The sequence below is a fragment of the Vibrio sinaloensis DSM 21326 genome (assembly GCF_000189275.1).
GTDB lineage: Bacteria > Pseudomonadota > Gammaproteobacteria > Enterobacterales > Vibrionaceae > Vibrio > Vibrio sinaloensis.
The window spans coordinates 1-19,596 of sequence record NZ_AEVT01000001.1 but is presented as its reverse complement, the minus strand read 5'-3'; the positions used below and the strand labels follow the sequence as shown (position 1 = coordinate 19,596).

Here is a 19,596-nt window from a genome sequence, read left to right as displayed (position 1 = left end):
AATGATAATGAATATCATTGCGATCAATGTAATTAAATTACACTTCTGAAAATGACTAAAGGGCGACTTTAACGTTTTCAAACAGGACTTGAGTTAAGCAAAGTCAATAAACATTCACAAAACACGTGCCTCAGCGACTATGTTAAGCAAAAGTTAAACATAATATTCAATTAAACAACGAAAAAATTGAGCAACAAGGTCGAATTTTGATTGCAATTCGAGCTGACAAAATTGTAGGATACTTTCAGATTTTAGTTTTTTTTGTGTATTTAATTACACAATTAATTACTAAAACGTCGGTATTTCCCTACTCCCACCTATATAAATCACTAAATAGTGATACAAAAAAAAGGGAAATCACCAAGGATTGTTTTTCTCGCAACATTTTTCCTGCGAGATACGGAATGGAATCAAAGTCGCCTTTCTCGGCTGACTTCGAATCATAAAAATAAAGGACAGGACGTAGAACTAGTTTCGACTAGCCTCATTGCGCCTATTTGAACTGGAAGGATGTATCCATGGTAGATAGAGAGCAAAGATCACAAGGTCTTTATACTCCAGAGTTGGAGCATGATGCTTGTGGTATCGGTTTTGTTGCTCACCTAAAAAACCGCAAATCACATGCAGTAGTTACTCAAGCGCTTGATATGCTTGCTCGTATGGAACACCGCGGAGGTCAAGGTTGTGACCCTTGCTCAGGTGATGGTGCAGGTATCTTGCTGCAAAAACCGCACGAATTTCTGTTAGAAGAAGCCGTAAAACTTGGCATTAAACTCCCTTCTTTCGAGAAGTACGGTGTCGGTGTCGTGCTTTTCCCAAGAGATGAACACAAACGTGCCCAGTGCCGTGACATTCTAGAACGCAATGCACAGCGCCTAGAATTAGACGTGATTGGCTATCGTGTTCTGCCTACTGATAACTCGATGATAGGTGCAGACCCATTAAGCACTGAACCTCAGTTTGAACACGTATTTATCTCTGGTGGTCCAGGCATTACTCCCGAAGAGCTAGAACGTAAGCTATACGTACTGCGTAATTACACGGTTCGAGTTTGCCTAGAAAGCGTTTCGAACATTGGCGATGACTTCTACATCAACTCAATGTCTTACAAGACAGTGGTGTATAAAGGTCAGCTAACCACAGAACAAGTACCTCAATACTTCTTAGATCTACAGAATCCAACGATGGTGAGTGCGCTAGCGCTTGTTCACTCTCGTTTCTCTACCAATACATTCCCTCGCTGGCGCCTGGCTCAGCCTTTCCGTTACATTGCTCACAATGGTGAAATCAACACAGTTCGCGGTAACCTGAACTGGATGAAAGCCCGTGAAGCAATCATCGAATCTGACTTGTTTACGCAGGCAGAAATCGACATGCTGCTGCCTATCTGTCAAGAAGGCGCATCTGATTCATCTAACTTCGATATGGCACTTGAGCTCCTAGTTCTATCTGGTCGTAGCCTGCCACATGCGTTGATGATGATGATCCCTGAAGCATGGCAAGAAAACAAAAACATGGATCCAACGCGTCGCGCGTTCTACCAATACCACGCGAACGTAATGGAACCTTGGGATGGTCCAGCATCGGTATGTTTCACTGACGGTGTTCAAGTAGGCGCAACCCTTGACCGTAACGGTTTGCGCCCTTCTCGCTACACAGTGACCAAAGATGACTTCCTTGTAATGGCTTCAGAATCTGGTGTTGTTGAGATTGAACCAGAGAATGTTGAGTTCCGTGGTCGTTTGCAACCAGGTCGTATCTTCGTTGCTGACCTAGAGCAAGGCCGCATCATTTCTGATGAAGAAGTGAAAGATGGCATCGCATCAGCACAGCCATATGAAAAGTGGGTAGAAGAAAACCTACTGAGCCTAAACAAACTGCCAGATGCGAGCAACGAATTCAGCCAGCCTTCACCTGAGAAACTGCTGCATAAGCAGCAAGCGTTCGGTGTCAGCTCTGAAGAAGTGAACGAAATCATTGTACCTATGGCGAAAGATGGTAAAGAGCCGCTTTCTGCAATGGGTGCCGACTGGCCACTAGCGATTCTTTCGCACCAGTCGCAACATCTATCAAACTACTTTAAGCAGCTGTTTGCTCAGGTAACTAACCCGCCAATCGACCCGATTCGTGAGCGTATGGTTATGTCACTGAACACTTACCTAGGTAAGGATCAGAACCTTCTTGCTGAGTCTCCAGAACACTGTCAAAAAGTAGAGCTTGAGTCTCCAGTTCTATCAAACTCTGAGCTTGAGAAGCTACGTGCTATCGATAACGAGCACCTTCAAGCGAAGACACTAGACATCGTATTCCAAGCAAGTGAAGACGAAGGAAAACTAGAGCGTGCACTGAAGCGTATTTGTCAGTATGCAGAAGACGCAGTAATCGATGGTTACTCAATCATCCTTCTAACTGACCGTGCTGTTAACTCTAACCACGCCGCGATTCCAGCAATGTTGGCAGTTGGCGCAGTTCACCACCATCTAATCCGTAAAGGTTTACGTGCGAAGTGTGACATCGTGGTTGAAACAGGTGATGCACGTGAGACGCACCACTTTGCAACCCTAATCGGTTACGGTGCAAACGCAGTGAACCCATACCTAGTTATCGAAACTATGGTTGAACTGCAGCGCACTAAGAAGCTTGATCCTGAAACCAATATTCGTGACCTATTTGAGAACTACCGTAAGTCGATCAACGGCGGCCTACTGAAGATCTTCTCGAAGATGGGTATCTCTACGCTGCAGTCTTACCACGGAGCACAGATCTTTGAAGCGCTAGGTATCAGCAAATCTGTAGTCGACAAATACTTCACTGGTACCGTTTCACGTATCCAAGGTCTTACGATTGATGACATCGCGAAGGAAGTTCTCGTACGTCACCGTATTGGTTACCCAACTCGTGAAATCCCAGTACAAGTTTTAGATGTCGGTGGTGTTTACCAGTGGAAACAGCGTGGTGAAAAACACCTGTTTAATCCTGAGACTATCTCACTACTGCAACAATCTACTCGTAACAAAGACTACGCTCAGTTTAAGAAATACGCGAAAGCGGTGGATGACCAAGGCGATAACGCAGCAACGCTACGTAGCCAACTAGACTTTGTTAAGAACCCAGCAGGTTCAATCCCGCTAGAAGAAGTAGAACCAATCGAAAACATCCTTAAGCGTTTCGCGACAGGTGCAATGTCATTCGGTTCTATCTCTTACGAAGCGCACTCAACACTGGCAGTTGCGATGAACCGCATTGGCGCGAAATCCAACTCTGGTGAAGGTGGTGAAGACCCAACTCGTTTCGAACGTAAAGAAAACGGTGATTGGGAACGCTCTGCAATTAAACAGGTTGCTTCAGGCCGCTTTGGTGTGACGTCTTACTACCTAACTAACGCAGATGAGCTACAGATCAAGATGGCTCAAGGTGCGAAGCCAGGTGAAGGTGGTCAGCTACCAGGTGATAAGGTTGATGACTGGATCGGTGCAACACGTCACTCGACTCCGGGCGTCGGTCTAATCTCGCCACCGCCGCACCACGATATCTACTCAATCGAAGATTTGGCTCAGCTGATCTACGACTTGAAGAACGCAAACCGTGCTGGCCGCGTTAACGTGAAGCTAGTATCGGAAGCGGGTGTAGGTACCATCGCATCAGGTGTAGCGAAAGCGAAAGCCGACGTAGTTCTTATCGCTGGTTTCGATGGCGGTACAGGTGCATCACCAATGTCGTCAATCCGTCACACAGGTCTACCTTGGGAGCTAGGTCTAGCAGAAACGCACCAAACGCTTCTGAAGAACGGCCTACGTAACCGTATCGTAGTTCAATCTGATGGTCAGATGAAAACTCCTCGCGACCTTGCAGTAGCAACGCTTCTGGGTGCTGAAGAGTGGGGCGTGGCAACCGCAGCATTGGTTGTTGAAGGCTGTATCATGATGCGTAAGTGTCATAAGAACACCTGTCCTGTTGGTATCGCGACTCAGAACAAGACCCTACGTGAGCGCTTTGATGGTCGCGTAGAAGATGTTGTGACTTTCTTCCAGTACATGGCTGAAGGCCTGCGTGAAGTGATGGCTGAGCTAGGCTACCGCACTATCGATGAGATGGTAGGTCAGTCTCACAAACTGAAAGTTCGTGAAGACATCAAACACTGGAAATACAAGAACCTAGATCTGTCTCCTGTACTTCACATTGAACAAGCACGTGAAGAGGATGGCGTATACAACCAAACAGAGCAAAACCACAACCTTGAAGAAGTTCTCGATCGTAAGTTGATTCAAGCGGCTATCCCTGCGCTTGAGAAAGGTGAAGCAGTAACGGCAGAGTTCCCTATCATCAACACCGACCGCTCTGCCGGTACCATGCTGTCGAACGAAATCTCGAAAGTTTATAAAGACGCAGGTCTACCTCAGCCAATGAACGTGAAGTTCAACGGCAGCGCAGGTCAGTCATTCGGTGCTTTCCTTGCTAAGGGCGTTAAGTTCGAAGTTGAAGGTGATGCGAACGATTACTGGGGTAAGGGCCTATCTGGCGGTACGCTAGTACTTTACCCAGATGCGAAATCAACCATCGTTGCTGAAGATAACATCGTTGTAGGTAACGTATGTTTCTACGGCGCGACCTCTGGTGAATCATACATCCGCGGTATGGCGGGTGAGCGTTTCTGTGTACGTAACTCAGGCGCGAAAGTGGTTGTAGAGGGTGTTGGTGACCACGGTTGTGAATACATGACTGGTGGTGTCGCAGTAATCCTTGGTTCAACAGGTCGTAACTTTGCGGCAGGTATGAGTGGCGGTGTGGCTTACGTTTGGGATAAGTCTGGTGACTTTGAAACCAAGCTCAACCCAGAGCTGGTTGACCTAGATCCAATCGAAGCTGAAGATCGCGAACTACTAAAAGATATGCTAACTAAGCAAGTTGAATTCACAGGAAGTGAAGTTGCTCAGTCTTTCCTTGATAACTTTGAAGCAAGCCTAGCCTCTATGGTTAAGGTAATGCCGCGTGACTACAAAGCGGTACTTCTAAAGCGTAAAGCTATCGCTGAGCAAGCACAAACGGAACAAGTGGAGGCAGTATAATGGGTAAGCCTACTGGATTTTTAGAACATGGTCGTGAGCTTCCACAGAAGATCGATCCATCAGTTCGTATTGAAAACAACAAAGAATTCGTTCTGAACGAAGAGTTTGGTGAAAAGATAGGTACTCAGGCTTCTCGCTGTATGGACTGTGGCGTTCCTTTCTGTCACAACGGATGTCCGATTGGTAACATCATCCCTGAGTTCAATGACGCGGTTTATCGTGATAGTTGGGAAGAAGCTTGGAACATTTTAAGCTCTACCAATAACTTCCCAGAGTTTACAGGGCGTGTGTGTCCAGCACCTTGTGAAAGTGCTTGTGTACTTGGCATAAACCAAGATCCAATTACCATCTGTAATATCGAGAAAACCATAGTAGAAACTGCTTACCGTGAAGGGTACGCAAAACCAAAAACACCTCGCTCACGCACGGGTAAGACGGTTGCGATCATCGGTTCAGGGCCTGCTGGGCTTGCCGCAGCCGAGCAGCTTAATAGTGCGGGCCACTCAGTGACCGTATTTGAACGTGACGAAAAAGTCGGTGGTCTATTACGTTTCGGTATTCCGGATTTCAAGCTGGGTATGGATGTAATTGATCGCAAGATCAACCTAATGGCTGAGGCTGGTGTTGAGTTCAAGGTAAACCAACACATTGGTGTTGATGTCAATGCCCAACAGCTTCGTCAAGAGTTTGATGTTGTACTACTGACTGGCGGTTCAACCGTGCCTCGTGATCTTCCGGTACCGGGTCGTGAACTTAAAGGCGTTCACTTCGCAATGGAATTTCTTGGCCAGAACAACCGCCGTGCCAACGGCATGGATCTGAAAGCGGAAGAGATTCATGCGAAAGGTAAACATGTTGTGGTTATCGGTGGTGGTGATACCGGCTCTGACTGTGTTGGTACCTCAAACCGACATAAAGCGGCAAGCGTGACTCAAGTTGAGATCATGCCGATTCCACCTGAAAAGCGCCCAGCGAATATGCCTTGGCCTCAGTACCCAATGATCCTGCGTACCTCAACTTCACACGAAGAAGGGGTTGATCGTCATTGGAACATCCTGACCAAAGAGTTCATTGGCAACGACAAAGGCGAAGTCACAGGTTTACGTCTTGCTGATATTGTATGGGAAGATGCGAAACCAGGTGAGCGCCCGAGCTTTAAAGAGGTAGAAGGTAGCGAACGCGTGATCCCATGTGATATGGCATTCCTTGCAATGGGCTTCTTACATCCAGAGCCAACTGGTGTCTTAGCTCAGCTTGATATCAAGCTTGATGAGCGTGGAAATGTCGCGACTGAAGGCTTCGCAACTAACCAGAAAGGAGTCTTTGCTGCTGGTGATATGCGTACAGGCCAATCTTTGGTAGTACGTTGCATCAACGAAGGTCGCGAGTGCGCGCGCGCTGTCGATGACTATTTAATGGGTAACACTAACCTAGAAGCAAAAGCAGACTCATTAATGCTCTCTGCATAAGCTTATGCCACCTACTCTACGATTTTAGTTGATGCTAGGTGGCAATAATTAAACAATCATTCCTTCCAAAGTTTTTTATTTGACCAGTACATTGTGCTGGTCTTTTTTATTTTCCCAAAATGACTTTTGTTGCAAAATTGTAACAATTAAAACATTAACCTCCTGAATTATATAGACAATTACAGCGTATTAAGTGGTAAATCGCACATTGACATGATTTTCCACCAAGAACTTGACCTTTTTTATAATAACCTATACGTTGTGAAGTCGATGAAAATGATTTTCTCAAATTTTGTTAAATATTCTAAGAGTATTTAATGCATATCTATTCGATATATAACAATTAGAACGCATAGTTAGTCATCTATACCAACCCTTTAAATGTTGGTAGTTCTGTCGGGAAGACAGGTGAAGCAAAGGGAGAATTGCAATGGCTTTATATGATCCAAGTCTTGAGAAAGACAACTGTGGATTTGGCTTGATTGCACACATGGAAGGTGAGCCAAGCCACAAATTGGTACGTACTGCTATCTCAGCACTTGACCGCATGACCCACCGTGGCGGTATTGCAGCAGATGGAAAAACAGGTGATGGTTGTGGTTTATTGCTACAAAAACCAGATTCTTATCTCCGTTTGATTGCCGAAGAGAATGGCTTTAACCTAGGCAAACAATATGCCGTGGGTATGATTTTCTTCAATCAAGACACCATCAAAGCTCAGCAAGCAAAAGAAACCATAAACCAAGAACTTGCAAAAGAAACCTTAACCGTTTCAGGTTGGCGAGAAGTACCAACAAATTCAGCTGTCCTTGGTCCGATCGCGGCAGACTCATTGCCAAACATTCAACAAGTTTTTATCTCGGCCCCCGCAGGTTGGCGTGAGCGCGATATCGAGCGTCGCTTATATATTGCACGTCGCCGTATCGAAAAACTGATAACGGAAGATCCCGATTTTTATATCTGTAGTCTATCCACGCAAGTGATGGTGTATAAAGGGTTATGTATGCCCGCTGACTTACCACGCTTCTACTTAGATCTTGCCGATCTACGCATGGAATCCGCTATTTGTTTGTTCCACCAGCGTTTTTCTACTAACACCCAACCTCGTTGGCCTTTGGCACAACCTTTTCGTTACCTTGCCCATAATGGTGAAATTAACACCATAGAAGGTAACCGTCAGTGGGCTCGTGCCCGTGCATATAAGTTTGCTTCACCACTGTTACCCGATCTACAAACCGCCGCCCCATTTGTGAATGAGACAGGTTCAGACTCTTCTAGCTTAGATAATATGCTGGATCTGTTTTTGGCCGGCGGCATGGACATCTTCCGTGCGATGCGCATGCTTGTTCCGCCTGCGTGGCAAAACCACCCAGATATGGATCCAGACCTGCGCGCCTTCTACGACTTTAACTCCAAACACATGGAACCTTGGGATGGACCCGCCGGGATCGTACTTTCAGATGGGCGCTATGCGGCTTGTAACTTAGACCGCAATGGCCTTCGTCCTGCCCGTTACGTGATTACTAAAGACAAGCTGATCACTCTCGCTTCAGAGGTAGGGATTTGGGATTACGCCCCAGATGAAGTTGCCGAGAAAGGCCGTGTTGGTCCAGGAGAGTTGTTGGTTGTCGATACCCGACGCGGTAAGCTCTGGCAATCTAGCGAGATCGATAACGATCTCAAAGGCCGTCATCCATACCGAGAATGGATGGACAATAACGTTCACAAATTAACCCCATTTAGCGACTTGCCTGAAGATCAGGTCGGTGAACGCAACTTTAGTGATGATCAGCTCAAGACCTACCAAAAACAGTTTGCGATGAGCAATGAAGAGGTTGATCAGGTATTGAGGGTGCTCGGCGATATGGGCCAAGAAGCAGTAGGTTCAATGGGTGACGACACGCCTATGGCAGTGCTCTCTTCTAAGGAGCGACTGGTTACCGACTACTTCCGCCAAAAATTTGCTCAAGTCACTAACCCTCCTATCGATCCACTGCGTGAAAAGCACGTAATGTCGCTTGCAACCAGTATTGGCCAAGAGATGAACGTCTTCTGCGAAACAGATGGCCACGCTCACCGAGTCACCTTTGGTTCGCCGGTGTTGCTTTACTCTGATATGCAGCAACTTCTCAACCTTAATGACGATCATTATCGCAGCACAGTGATCGATATTAACTACGATCCAGAAGAGAAAGATCTCGAGAAGGCGATTCAAGATCTTTGCGAGCAAGCGGTGGAAGTGGTCCAAAATGGTACCGTTTTAGTGGTCTTGTCCGACAGAAACCTCACCAAAGGTTTACTACCCATCCCTGCTGCCATGGCGGTTGGCGCCGTTCAAAGTCGCTTAATCGAAGCCAACCTTCGCTGTGATGCGAACATCATTGCTGAAACCGGTACAGTTCGTGATCCACACCAGTTCGCAGTGTTGCTAGGCTTCGGAGCGACCGCAGTCTACCCATATCTCGCTTATGAAGCATTGGGTAAAGTCATTGACGATGGTGGGATTGAGAAGAGTTATCGCGATGTGATGCAAAACTACCAATATGGTATCAACAAAGGCCTCTTTAAGATTATGTCCAAAATGGGCATATCGACGGTTGCCTCTTACCGTTGCTCTCAGCTATTTGAGGCTGTTGGTCTTAGTCAAGACGTCGTTGATTTATGCTTTAAAGGTGTTACTACACGTATTCAAGGTGCCAACTTTGAAGATTTTGAACAGGACATCTACAACTTGTCACGCAAAGCATGGGCTAAACGTAAACCTATCGAACATGGTGGGTTGCTCAAATACGTTCACGGTGGCGAGTACCATGCTTACAACCCTGATGTGGTCGGCACACTGCAACAAGCGGTCAAATCGGGTGAGTCATCAGACTACAAGAGTTTTGCTAAGCAGGTAAATGAACGCCCAACGGCAATGTTGCGTGACTTGATGAAGCTGAAAACGACAGACACTCCTCTTCCGCTTGAGAAGATTGAACCAAGCACAGAGTTGTTTAAGCGTTTCGACTCAGCGGCGATGTCTATTGGTGCACTCAGCCCAGAGGCACACGAAGCACTTGCCACTGCGATGAACCGCTTAGGTGGTTACTCGAACTCAGGTGAAGGTGGTGAAGACCCACGTCGCTTTGGCACTGAACGTAACTCGCGCATTAAGCAGATTGCTTCTGGCCGCTTTGGTGTTACGCCACACTACCTAACCAATGCTGACGTGCTGCAAATTAAAGTGGCACAAGGTGCAAAACCTGGTGAAGGTGGCCAACTACCGGGCCATAAAGTAACGGCAGAGATCGCCAAACTTCGTTACTCAGTACAGGGTGTGACACTAATTTCACCGCCACCTCACCACGACATTTACTCAATTGAAGACTTGGCCCAGCTGATCTTCGATCTTAAGCAAGTCAATCCGAATGCTCTGGTTTCGGTAAAACTGGTCTCTGAGCCGGGCGTTGGCACCATTGCAACGGGTGTCGCCAAAGCTTATGCCGACCTTATCACCATCTCCGGCTACGATGGAGGTACTGCTGCTAGCCCTCTGACCTCAGTAAAATACGCTGGTAGCCCTTGGGAACTTGGTTTAGCTGAAACTCAGCAAGCGCTGGTTGCGAACGGCCTACGCCATAAAATTCGCTTACAAGTCGACGGCGGTCTAAAAACAGGGCTTGATGTGGTCAAAGCAGCCATCCTTGGTGCTGAAAGCTTTGGCTTTGGTACTGCGCCAATGGTCGCAATGGGTTGCAAGTTCTTACGTATCTGTCACCTCAACAACTGTGCGACAGGTGTTGCAACCCAAGATGACACACTTCGCAAAGAGTACTTCAAAGGCTTACCAGAAATGGTGATGAACTACTTTGTCGGCCTAGCTGATGAGGTACGTGGAATACTGGCTGAACTTGGTGTTGAGAAACTGACTTACTTAATTGGCCGTACCGACCTACTTGAAGCAGTAGAAGGAATGACCGCTAAGCAGAGCAAACTCGACCTTTCCAATATCTTGGAAGCGCCAGTGTCACCGCAAGGCCACCCTGTTTGCTGGACGGAGCCTAACGCGCCGTTTGATAAAGCAGAACTCAACCAACAGATTATTGAAGATGCGTTAGCAGCAGTGGAAGCGAAGCAATCTGCAGACTTTTTCTATAACGTCATCAATACCGACCGTTCAATTGGTGCGCGCCTATCCGGTGAAATTGCCAAGCGTTATGGCAACCAAGGCATGGCAGCTAAGCCAATTAAGCTCCACTTAGATGGCACTGCCGGACAGTCTTTTGGTGTATGGAATGCTGGCGGCGTTGAGCTCTACTTGACTGGTGATGCTAACGACTACGTTGGTAAAGGTATGGCAGGTGGTAAGATCGTCATCAAACCTCACCAAGGCACGGCATTTAAGTGTAATGAAGCGACTATCATTGGTAACACCTGTCTATACGGTGCTACCGGAGGAAAGCTGTTTGCAGCGGGTACCGCTGGTGAACGTTTCGGTGTACGTAACTCAGGCACCATTTCCGTGATTGAAGGCGCTGGCGATAACGCGTGTGAGTACATGACCGGTGGTATTGTTGCGATACTTGGTGCTACTGGCGTTAACTTTGGTGCGGGTATGACTGGTGGTTTTGCTTACGTATTGGATAAGAATGAGGACTTCCAAGGCCGTGTAAATGAAGAGTCAGTTGAGGCAGTTGCCCTATCCAACTTACACATTCACCAAGAACATCTACGTGGTCTAATTGCAGAGCACCTAGAAGAAACCGGCTCAGTGCATGCTGAAGATATTTTGGCGAACTTTGATGAATGGATTCCAAAGTTCTACTTGGTGAAACCCAAAGCCGCAGATCTTAATACTCTGCTTGGTCACCAAAGCCGCAGCGCCGCAGAACTGCGCGTTCAAGCCCAGTAATCATGGAGGATGTTTGAATCATGAGCCAGAACGTATACCAATTTATTGATGTCCAACGCGTCGACCCTGCGAAGAAACCCATCAAAACTCGTAAGATTGAATTCGTTGAAATTTACGAACCTTTTACCAAACAGCAAGCGACGGCCCAAGCCGATCGCTGTTTAGACTGTGGTAATCCTTATTGCGAATGGAAATGTCCTGTCCACAATTACATTCCACAGTGGCTAAAACTCGCCAATGAAGGGCGCATTTTGGAAGCTGTCGAGCTTTCGCACCAGACGAATAGCTTACCCGAAGTGTGTGGCCGAGTGTGCCCTCAAGACCGTCTATGTGAAGGCTCTTGTACACTTAACGAAGATTTTGGTGCCGTAACCATAGGTAACATCGAAAAGTACATTACCGATAAAGCATTCGAGATGGGCTGGAAGCCAGACATGTCGAAAGTAGAGTGGACCGATAAGAAGGTTGCCATTATCGGCGCGGGACCTGCGGGCCTAGCAGCGGCAGATATCCTAGTTCGTAACGGCGTCAAGCCAGTTGTTTTCGATCGCTACCCTGAAATCGGTGGTCTACTCACCTTTGGTATTCCATCGTTTAAGTTGGAAAAAGGGGTAATGCAGAATCGTCGTCGCGTCTTCACTGAAATGGGAGTGGAGTTCCAACTGAATGTAGAAGTGGGCAAAGATGTCACAATGCAGCAGTTAGTTGATGACTATGATGCCGTATTCCTTGGTGTCGGTACTTACAAGAACATGCGTGCCGGTCTAGAGAATGAAGATGCACCAGGCGTTTATGACGCACTGCCTTTCTTAATCTCCAATACTTACAAGGTGATGGATCTAGCAGACGAGAAACCGTTCATTGATATGAAAGGTAAGAAAGTGGTTGTGCTTGGTGGTGGTGATACCGCGATGGACTGCGTTCGTACCTCTATTCGCCAAAATGCAGAGCATGTCATTTGTGCCTACCGCCGTGATGAAGCCAATATGCCTGGCTCTAGACGTGAGGTGAAAAATGCCAAGGAAGAAGGGGTTAACTTTATGTTCAACCTACAACCTCTTGGTCTTGAGTTAGACAGCGCTGGAAATGTATCTGGTGTTAAAGTGGTTAAGACAGCCCTTGGTGAAGCCGATGAAGCGGGCCGTCGCCGACCGGAACCTGTCGAGGGCAGCGAACACGTACTTGAAGCTGATGCCGTCATCATGGCGTTTGGTTTCCAACCACACCAAATGAGCTGGCTAGAGCCATACGGCGTCGAACTCGATCAATGGGGTCGAATTAAGGCTCCTTCTGATCAAGAGTTTATGTTCCAAACCAGCAACAAAAAGATTTTTGCTGGTGGAGATGCCGTAAGGGGATCAGATCTTGTTGTGACAGCCATTGATGAAGGCAGAAAAGCCGCAGAAGGGATACTCGATTTCCTCGAGGTTTAAACACTACTTAGAGCACAAAAGGGTCCAAAACATGGATCCTTTTTTATTTTCAAACATATAATTGAATCTTATAAAAAATCTAAATCAGGGATTCAACATGAAGAAAGCCGCTCTCCTTTCCATCACACTGTTGGGTTTAACCGCATGCAGCCAAGGAGTAAAAACCATGACAGACAGAACCGCTTCGCCGTGTGGGGATAAACCAAACTGCGTCTCAACCCAAGACGAACGTGAAAGCCATCAAATTGCCCCGTTTGTCATTACAGCAGACGCTAACATCGATAGTATCGAGGCCGCCGCACTGCAATTGTCAGGGGCAAAAACCGCTGTGAAAGAGCAAGGTTATTTACGTATCGAGTGCACGTCGAAAATCATGCGTTTTGTCGATGATCTAGAGTTAAAAATCGAAGACGGTAAACTGCTTGTTCGTTCAGAATCTCGCGTTGGCTACTCTGATTTCGGCGTTAATCGTAAGCGAACAGAGCAACTTAGAACATTGCTCAAAGCCGAGAACCTTATCCAATAAGGTGTGTTTCAAATACAAAAAAACCGAAGTCATAAACTTCGGTTTTTACCTAAAACTGAGTATTCACACAGCTTGGCCTTTCCTTAACGCTACGAGTCAGCTTCTTCGCGAAATACCACTAATCGCTTAGGTGCAACCTTACCGTCTTTGTTGACTTCAGCAACACCGATAAAGAGCTTCTCTTCACCAGATGTCATGCGCAGCGGTGTGCCTTCAGGCGCACCTAGTACCTGAACCGGCATTCCGTGCTGAACTAAGTTGGTCAGCTCAGCATTTAGATTCACTTCAGGTAAATCCTCTACCGCGGTATCCATTGGTAACAACAGAGGATCAAGTAGCTCTTTCGGTGCAACTTCGTCACGATGTGCTTGCTCTAAAAGCTCATTAAGTTGCTCTAGAGTCACCATTTTCTCGTATGGATATTTAGCAACCCCAGTACGACGAAGCATAGTGACGTGAGCACCACAGCCTAGCATCTCGCCAAGATCATCAACGATAGTACGGATGTAAGTCCCTTTTGAACAGTGAACTTCCATCTCAACTTCATCACCTTCAAAACGATGAAGTACAATTTCGTACACAGTGATTTTTCGTGACTCGCGCGGTACTTCAATGCCCTTACGCGCGTATTCGTACAGCGGCTTGCCCTGGTACTTCAATGCTGAGAACATTGAAGGGACTTGATCAGACTCGCCACGGAACTTATCGATACACTCTTCTAGCTTCTCTAGAGAAACATCGACTGGACGCGTCTCAACCACTTCCCCATCAGAGTCAGAGGTGTCTGTGCGCTCACCCAATTTTGCGATAACTCGGTAGCGCTTGTCTGAATCCAACAAGAACTGAGAGAACTTGGTCGCTTCACCAAGACAAATTGGCAGCATACCTGTCGCTAGGGGATCCAGTGCACCGGTATGCCCTGCTTTCTCAGCAAAGAAAATACGCTTTACCTTTTGCAGCGCATCATTCGATGAAATGCCTGTTGGCTTATCCAACAAAACAACGCCATTAATTGGACGACCTTTACGACGACGAGCCATTACTCTTCCCCAGTTTGATCTTCTTCGCGGCCAGCATCTTGCTGCTTACGCTTATCTTCGCTTACTACTTCAGACACTAGGTTCGACATACGCATACCTTCAACAAGGGTGTTGTCGTAGTGGAAGCGTACTTCAGGTGTTAAGCGAAGGCGAATACGCTTGCCAAGCATCATACGGATATGAACTTCGTGCTCACGTAGTGCTTCAAGACAAGACTCTGGAGTTTGCTCACCAACACATAGAAAAGTAACAAATACTTTTGCGTATGCCAGATCTCGTGACACTTCAACATCGGAAATGGTCACCATACCTAGGCGAGAATCACGAACTTCACGTTGAAGGATCATCGCAAGTTCTTTTTGCAGCTGCTGTGCAACACGCTGCGTGCGGCTAAATTCTTTTGACATATGTTTTCTCTTATTAGAAAGAATGGGGGGATGGATAAATTCCAGCCCCCCATGGCGTATTCAACAACCAATTACCGCTTATTCATCAAAGAGTAAGCGAGTAATTACAGTCAATTAGTCAAGAGTACGTTTAACTTCAACGATTTCGAATACTTCGATTTGGTCGCCAACGCGAACATCGTTGTAGTTCTTAACGCCGATACCACATTCGTAGCCGTTCTTAACTTCTTGAACGTCATCTTTAAAGCGACGAAGTGACTCAAGTTCACCTTCGTAAATAACAACGTTATCACGTAGTACACGGATTGGGTTGTTACGCTTGATTAGACCTTCAGTTACCATACAACCAGCGATTGCACCCAGTTTTGGTGACTTAAATACGTCACGAACTTCAGCAAGGCCAATGATCTCTTGCTTGAATTCTGGAGCAAGCATACCGCCCATTGCCTGTTTAACTTCGTCAATCAATTGGTAAATGATTGAGTAGTAACGTAGGTCTAGGTTTTCATTTTCAACAGTACGACGAGCCGTTGCATCAGCACGCACGTTGAAGCCTAGGATGATAGCGTTAGAAGCTGCTGCTAGTACCGCATCAGTTTCAGTAATACCACCAACACCAGAACCAACGATGTTCACTTTCACTTCATCAGTTGAAAGCTTAACTAGTGAGTCAGAGATTGCTTCCACAGAACCCTGAACGTCAGCCTTAAGAACAACGTTTAGCTCAGCAACTTCACCCGCAGCCATGTTAGAGAACATGTTCTCTAGTTTCGCTTTCTGCTGACGAGCCAGTTTCACTTCACGGAATTTACCTTGACGGTAGTTCGCTACTTCACGCGCTTTACGCTCATCACGTACTACTGTTGCTTCATCACCAGAAGCAGGTACACCAGAAAGACCTAGGATCTCTACTGGGATAGAAGGACCAGCAGTAGTGACTTCTTTACCGTTCTCGTCGCGCATTGCACGAACACGGCCGTATTCTTGACCACAAAGAACGATATCGCCTTTGTTTAGCGTACCAGATTGAACCAGTACAGTTGCAACTGGACCACGACCTTTATCTAGGCGAGATTCAACAACAACACCAGATGCCATGCCTTCTTCAACTGCTGTAAGCTCAAGAACTTCAGATTGTAGAAGGATAGTTTCTAGAAGACCGTCGATGTTTGTACCCTGTTTCGCAGAGATGTGAACGAACATGTTCTCACCGCCCCACTCCTCAGGAATAACGTCGTATTGAGCTAGCTCGTTCTTAACGTTATCTGGGTTAGCGTCTTCTTTATCGATCTTGTTCACAGCAACAATCAGAGGAACGCCTGCCGCTTTCGCGTGCTGGATTGCTTCAATTGTTTGTGGCATTACGCCATCGTCTGCTGCTACTACTAGAACAACGATATCTGTCGCTTGAGCACCACGAGCACGCATTGCAGTAAACGCTGCGTGTCCTGGAGTATCAAGGAAAGTGATCATGCCGTTGTCAGTTTCAACGTGGTAAGCACCAATGTGCTGTGTAATACCACCGGCTTCGCCCGATGCAACGTGTGCTTTACGGATGTAGTCAAGCGTAGACGTTTTACCGTGGTCAACGTGCCCCATGATAGTAACAACAGGAGCACGAGGAACGGCTTCAGCGTTGTTATCACGATCTGATAGTACCGCTTCTTCTAGCTCGTTCTCTTTACGCAGGATTACCTTGTGACCCATCTCTTCAGCAACAAGCTGTGCTGTTTCTTGGTCGATAACCTGGTTGATAGTCGCCATAGCGCCCATCTTCATCATTACTTTGATAACTTCCGTGCCTTTCACTGACATTTTGCTTGCCAGTTCAGAAACTACGATAGTTTCACCGATAACAACGTCTGCTTTAGCAACCGTTGCTGTCTTATCGAAGCCTTGTTGCATTGAAGTTGGCTTAGCTAGTTTACCTTTGTTGCGGTTTCTTCCGCCACGTTGGTTACGGCCACCACGGTTTTGGTCATCGTTATTAGAAGCTTTCTTCTTCTTCTTACGACGGCCACCTTCTTCTTTACGGTCGGCAGCATCTTCTGCTTCACGAGCATAAGTAGAAGTCGTTACGTGATAGTCAGAGTTTTCCAACTCTTTCTTCTTCTTCTCTTCTTCAGACCAACGAGCTTCGTTCTCTTCCGCTAGTTTACGGGCTTCTTCAACCAGCTTCGCAGCTTCTTGTTCTGCTTTACGCTTCGCTTCTTCTTCCTGACGACGTTTTAGTTCATCAGCTTCTTGCTTAGCTTGCGTATTAGCTTCTGCATTTTTTGCATTCATCTCTTTCTTAGCCTTATCAGCTTGTGCGCGTTTTGCCTTCTCTTCAGCTTCGCGTTTTGCGTCCGCTTCTTGCTTCGCTTTCTCTTCGGCTTCGCGTTGTGCTTTCTCTGCAGCTTCACGTTTCGCTTGCTCTTCAGCTTCACGTTTCGCAAGCTCTTCGGCTTCACGCTTTGCTGCTTCCTCAGCTTCGCGTTTTGCTTCGTCTTCGATAGTGCTGCGCTTCACATAAGTTCGTTTCTTACGAACTTCTACTTGAACATCCTTACTCTTACCGCCACCAGCATTAACGCTGAGTGTGCTGCGAGTTTTACGCTGTAGAGTCAAGCGAGTTGGCTCAGTTTCACCTGACGTGTCACCGTGCTCTTTTTTAAGGTGAGTCAAAAGCTTCTGTTTTTCGTCATCAGAAACTTGATCACTACTCGCTTTCTTCATTCCAGCGTCAGCAAGTTGTTCAATCAAGCGGTCCACTGGAGTTCCAATTTCTTCACTCAGTGCTTTAACAGTAGTTTGTGTCATGCCGCTTCCTCCTTGCTGAAAATTATGCTTCTTCGCCGAACCAACAGATGTTACGAGCTGCCATGATAAGCTCACCCGCACGTTCTTCGGTTAGACCTTCGATATCTTCAATATCATCAATACCCTGGTCAGCAAGATCTTCCAGTGTTGCTACACCTTTCGCTGCCAGTTTGAATGCCATCTCACGCTCAAGACCTTCTAGGCCAAGCAGGTCTTCTGCAGGCTCAACACCTTCGAAAGACTCTTCTTGTGCTAGAGCAAGCGTGGTTAGGGCATTCTTAGCGCGGCTACGCAGTTCTTCTACAAGGTCTTCGTCTAAACCGTCAACTTCAAGTAGTTCATTAACTGGTACGTAAGCCACTTCTTCTAGAGTAGAGAAGCCTTCTTCAACAAGCAGTTGAGCAAAGTCTTCTTCGATGTCTAGGTGCTTCATGAAGCCTTCAATTGCAGCTTGAGATTCTTCAGCGTGTTTCTTCTGAAGATCCGCCACTGTCATTACGTTAAGCTCCCAACCTGTTAGTTGTGATGCTAGACGTACGTTTTGGCCATTACGACCAATTGCTTGCGCTAGGTTATCGGCTTCAACTGCGATGTCCATTGCATGTGCGTCTTCATCAACGATGATAGAAGCCACGTCTGCAGGAGCCATTGCATTGATAACAAACTGCGCTGGGTTGTCGTCCCAAAGCACGATATCGATGCGCTCGCCACCAAGCTCACCAGAAACCGCTTGTACACGTGCACCACGCATACCAACACACGCACCCACAGGGTCAATACGCTTGTCATTGGTTTTTACTGCAATTTTCGCACGAGAACCTGGATCGCGGGCAGCACCTTTAAGTTCGATGATTTCCTCTGCGATTTCAGGAACTTCAACTCGGAACAGTTCAGCAAGCATCTCAGGCTTAGAGCGAGTGATGAATAGCTGGAAACCACGAGCTTCAGGTGCAACTTTGTACAGAAGGCCACGAACGCGGTCACCTGGGCGGAAGTTTTCACGCGGAAGTTGGTCGTCACGTAGAATCACCGCTTCAGCATTGTTGCCTAGGTCAAGTACTACTGTGTCACGGTTAACTTTCTTAACCACACCAGTAACAAGTTCACCTTCATTGTCGATGAACTGCTCAACGATTTGCGCACGCTCAGCTTCACGAACTTTCTGAACGATAACTTGCTTAGCTGTTTGAGTCGTAATACGGTCAAACGTTACCGATTCGATATCATCTTCTACGTAATCGCCTAGTTCTAACTCTTCGTTTTCGAACTTAGCCGCTTCCAATGAGATTTCTTTAGTTGGATTCTCAACATCTTCAACGATCAACCAACGGCGGAACGTTTCGAACTCACCAGTTTTGCGATCAATTTCAACACGAACATCGATTTCGATTTCGTGCTTTTTCTTAGTAGATGTTGCTAGAGCAATTTCAAGGGCTTCAAAGATACGTTCACGAGGTACGGCTTTTTCGTTCGATACCGCTTCTACTACCGCTAAAATTTCTTTACTCATTTTAAATAGCCTCTAAGACTTTAATTAAAATTTAGGGATGAGGTTGGCTTTTGAAATGTTGCTAAGAGCAAACTCTTCTTCGCTACCTTCAACAGTAACTGAGATTGTCTCACCATCAACAGAATGGATAACACCTTTCCATTTACGACGGTTACCAACAGCCATTTTCAAAACAATGCTTACCTCGTGACCAATAAATTGTTCATAGTGTGCTGCTTTGAAAAGTGGTCTTTCTAAACCTGGAGAAGACACTTCAAGGTTGTAAGCCACTGTGATTGGATCTTCAACGTCCATTACCGCACTGACTTGGCGGCTCACTTCTGCACAATCTTCGACGTTAATGCCGTTCTCGTGATCAATGAAGATACGTAACGTTGAATGCTCGCCTGCGCGAATAAATTCTAATCCAACTAACTCATAACCTGATGCCGCTACTGGAGCTTCAAGCA

Annotated in this window: 10 protein-coding genes; 5 read left to right on the top strand and 5 right to left on the bottom strand. The window is 46.6% G+C overall.

Annotation, left to right across the window (positions count from 1 at the left end; all coding sequences use genetic code 11):
* The first annotated feature begins 518 nt into the window (after window positions 1-518).
* The 5 genes from gltB (RH45_RS00050) to RH45_RS00030 all read left to right on the top strand — a co-directional run bounded on the left by gltB (RH45_RS00050) (window position 519) and on the right by RH45_RS00030 (window position 13,388).
* Window positions 519-5,066, top strand: a complete 4,548-nt coding sequence (gene gltB / locus RH45_RS00050; RefSeq protein WP_008072199.1) for a glutamate synthase large subunit — start codon at window positions 519-521, stop codon at window positions 5,064-5,066.
* The gene (locus tag RH45_RS00045) at window positions 5,066-6,535 is read left to right on the top strand and encodes a glutamate synthase subunit beta (protein ID WP_008072198.1); all 1,470 of its coding nucleotides are present in this window, start codon (window positions 5,066-5,068) and stop codon (window positions 6,533-6,535) included. Before gltB (RH45_RS00050) ends, RH45_RS00045 begins: the two co-directional genes overlap by 1 nt.
* A 430-nt stretch (window positions 6,536-6,965) precedes the next feature.
* Window positions 6,966-11,429: a glutamate synthase large subunit gene (gene gltB, locus RH45_RS00040; protein WP_008072197.1), complete on the top strand. Its 4,464-nt coding sequence runs from the start codon at window positions 6,966-6,968 to the stop codon at window positions 11,427-11,429.
* A gap of 20 nt (window positions 11,430-11,449) precedes the next feature.
* Window positions 11,450-12,862: an FAD-dependent oxidoreductase gene (locus tag RH45_RS00035; RefSeq protein WP_008072196.1), complete on the top strand. Its 1,413-nt coding sequence runs from the start codon at window positions 11,450-11,452 to the stop codon at window positions 12,860-12,862.
* Between the two features lie 97 nt (window positions 12,863-12,959).
* On the top strand, window positions 12,960-13,388 hold the full coding sequence (locus tag RH45_RS00030; protein ID WP_008072195.1) for a DUF1499 domain-containing protein: 429 nt from the start codon (window positions 12,960-12,962) through the stop codon (window positions 13,386-13,388).
* An 89-nt stretch (window positions 13,389-13,477) separates the two neighbouring features.
* Here the strand turns inward: RH45_RS00030 and truB are convergent, their stop codons facing one another.
* From truB to rimP, 5 genes are all read right to left on the bottom strand, one after another.
* Window positions 13,478-14,428 carry a tRNA pseudouridine(55) synthase TruB gene (gene truB, locus RH45_RS00025; RefSeq protein ID WP_008072194.1) on the bottom strand — a complete coding sequence of 317 codons (951 nt, stop codon included), beginning with the start codon at window positions 14,426-14,428 and terminating at the stop codon, window positions 13,478-13,480.
* Window positions 14,428-14,835: a 30S ribosome-binding factor RbfA gene (gene rbfA / locus RH45_RS00020; RefSeq protein WP_008072192.1), complete on the bottom strand. Its 408-nt coding sequence runs from the start codon at window positions 14,833-14,835 to the stop codon at window positions 14,428-14,430. The genes truB and rbfA overlap by 1 nt, the downstream gene beginning before the upstream one ends.
* A gap of 114 nt (window positions 14,836-14,949) precedes the next feature.
* A complete protein-coding gene (gene infB / locus RH45_RS00015) occupies window positions 14,950-17,637 on the bottom strand; it encodes a translation initiation factor IF-2 (RefSeq protein WP_008072190.1) in 2,688 nt (895 codons plus the stop codon).
* A 22-nt stretch (window positions 17,638-17,659) separates the two neighbouring features.
* On the bottom strand, window positions 17,660-19,147 hold the full coding sequence (gene nusA / locus RH45_RS00010) for a transcription termination factor NusA (protein ID WP_008072189.1): 1,488 nt from the start codon (window positions 19,145-19,147) through the stop codon (window positions 17,660-17,662).
* A gap of 24 nt (window positions 19,148-19,171) precedes the next feature.
* Window positions 19,172-19,596: ribosome maturation factor RimP (gene rimP / locus RH45_RS00005; protein ID WP_008072188.1), on the bottom strand; the 425-nt coding region annotated here is incomplete at its 5' end.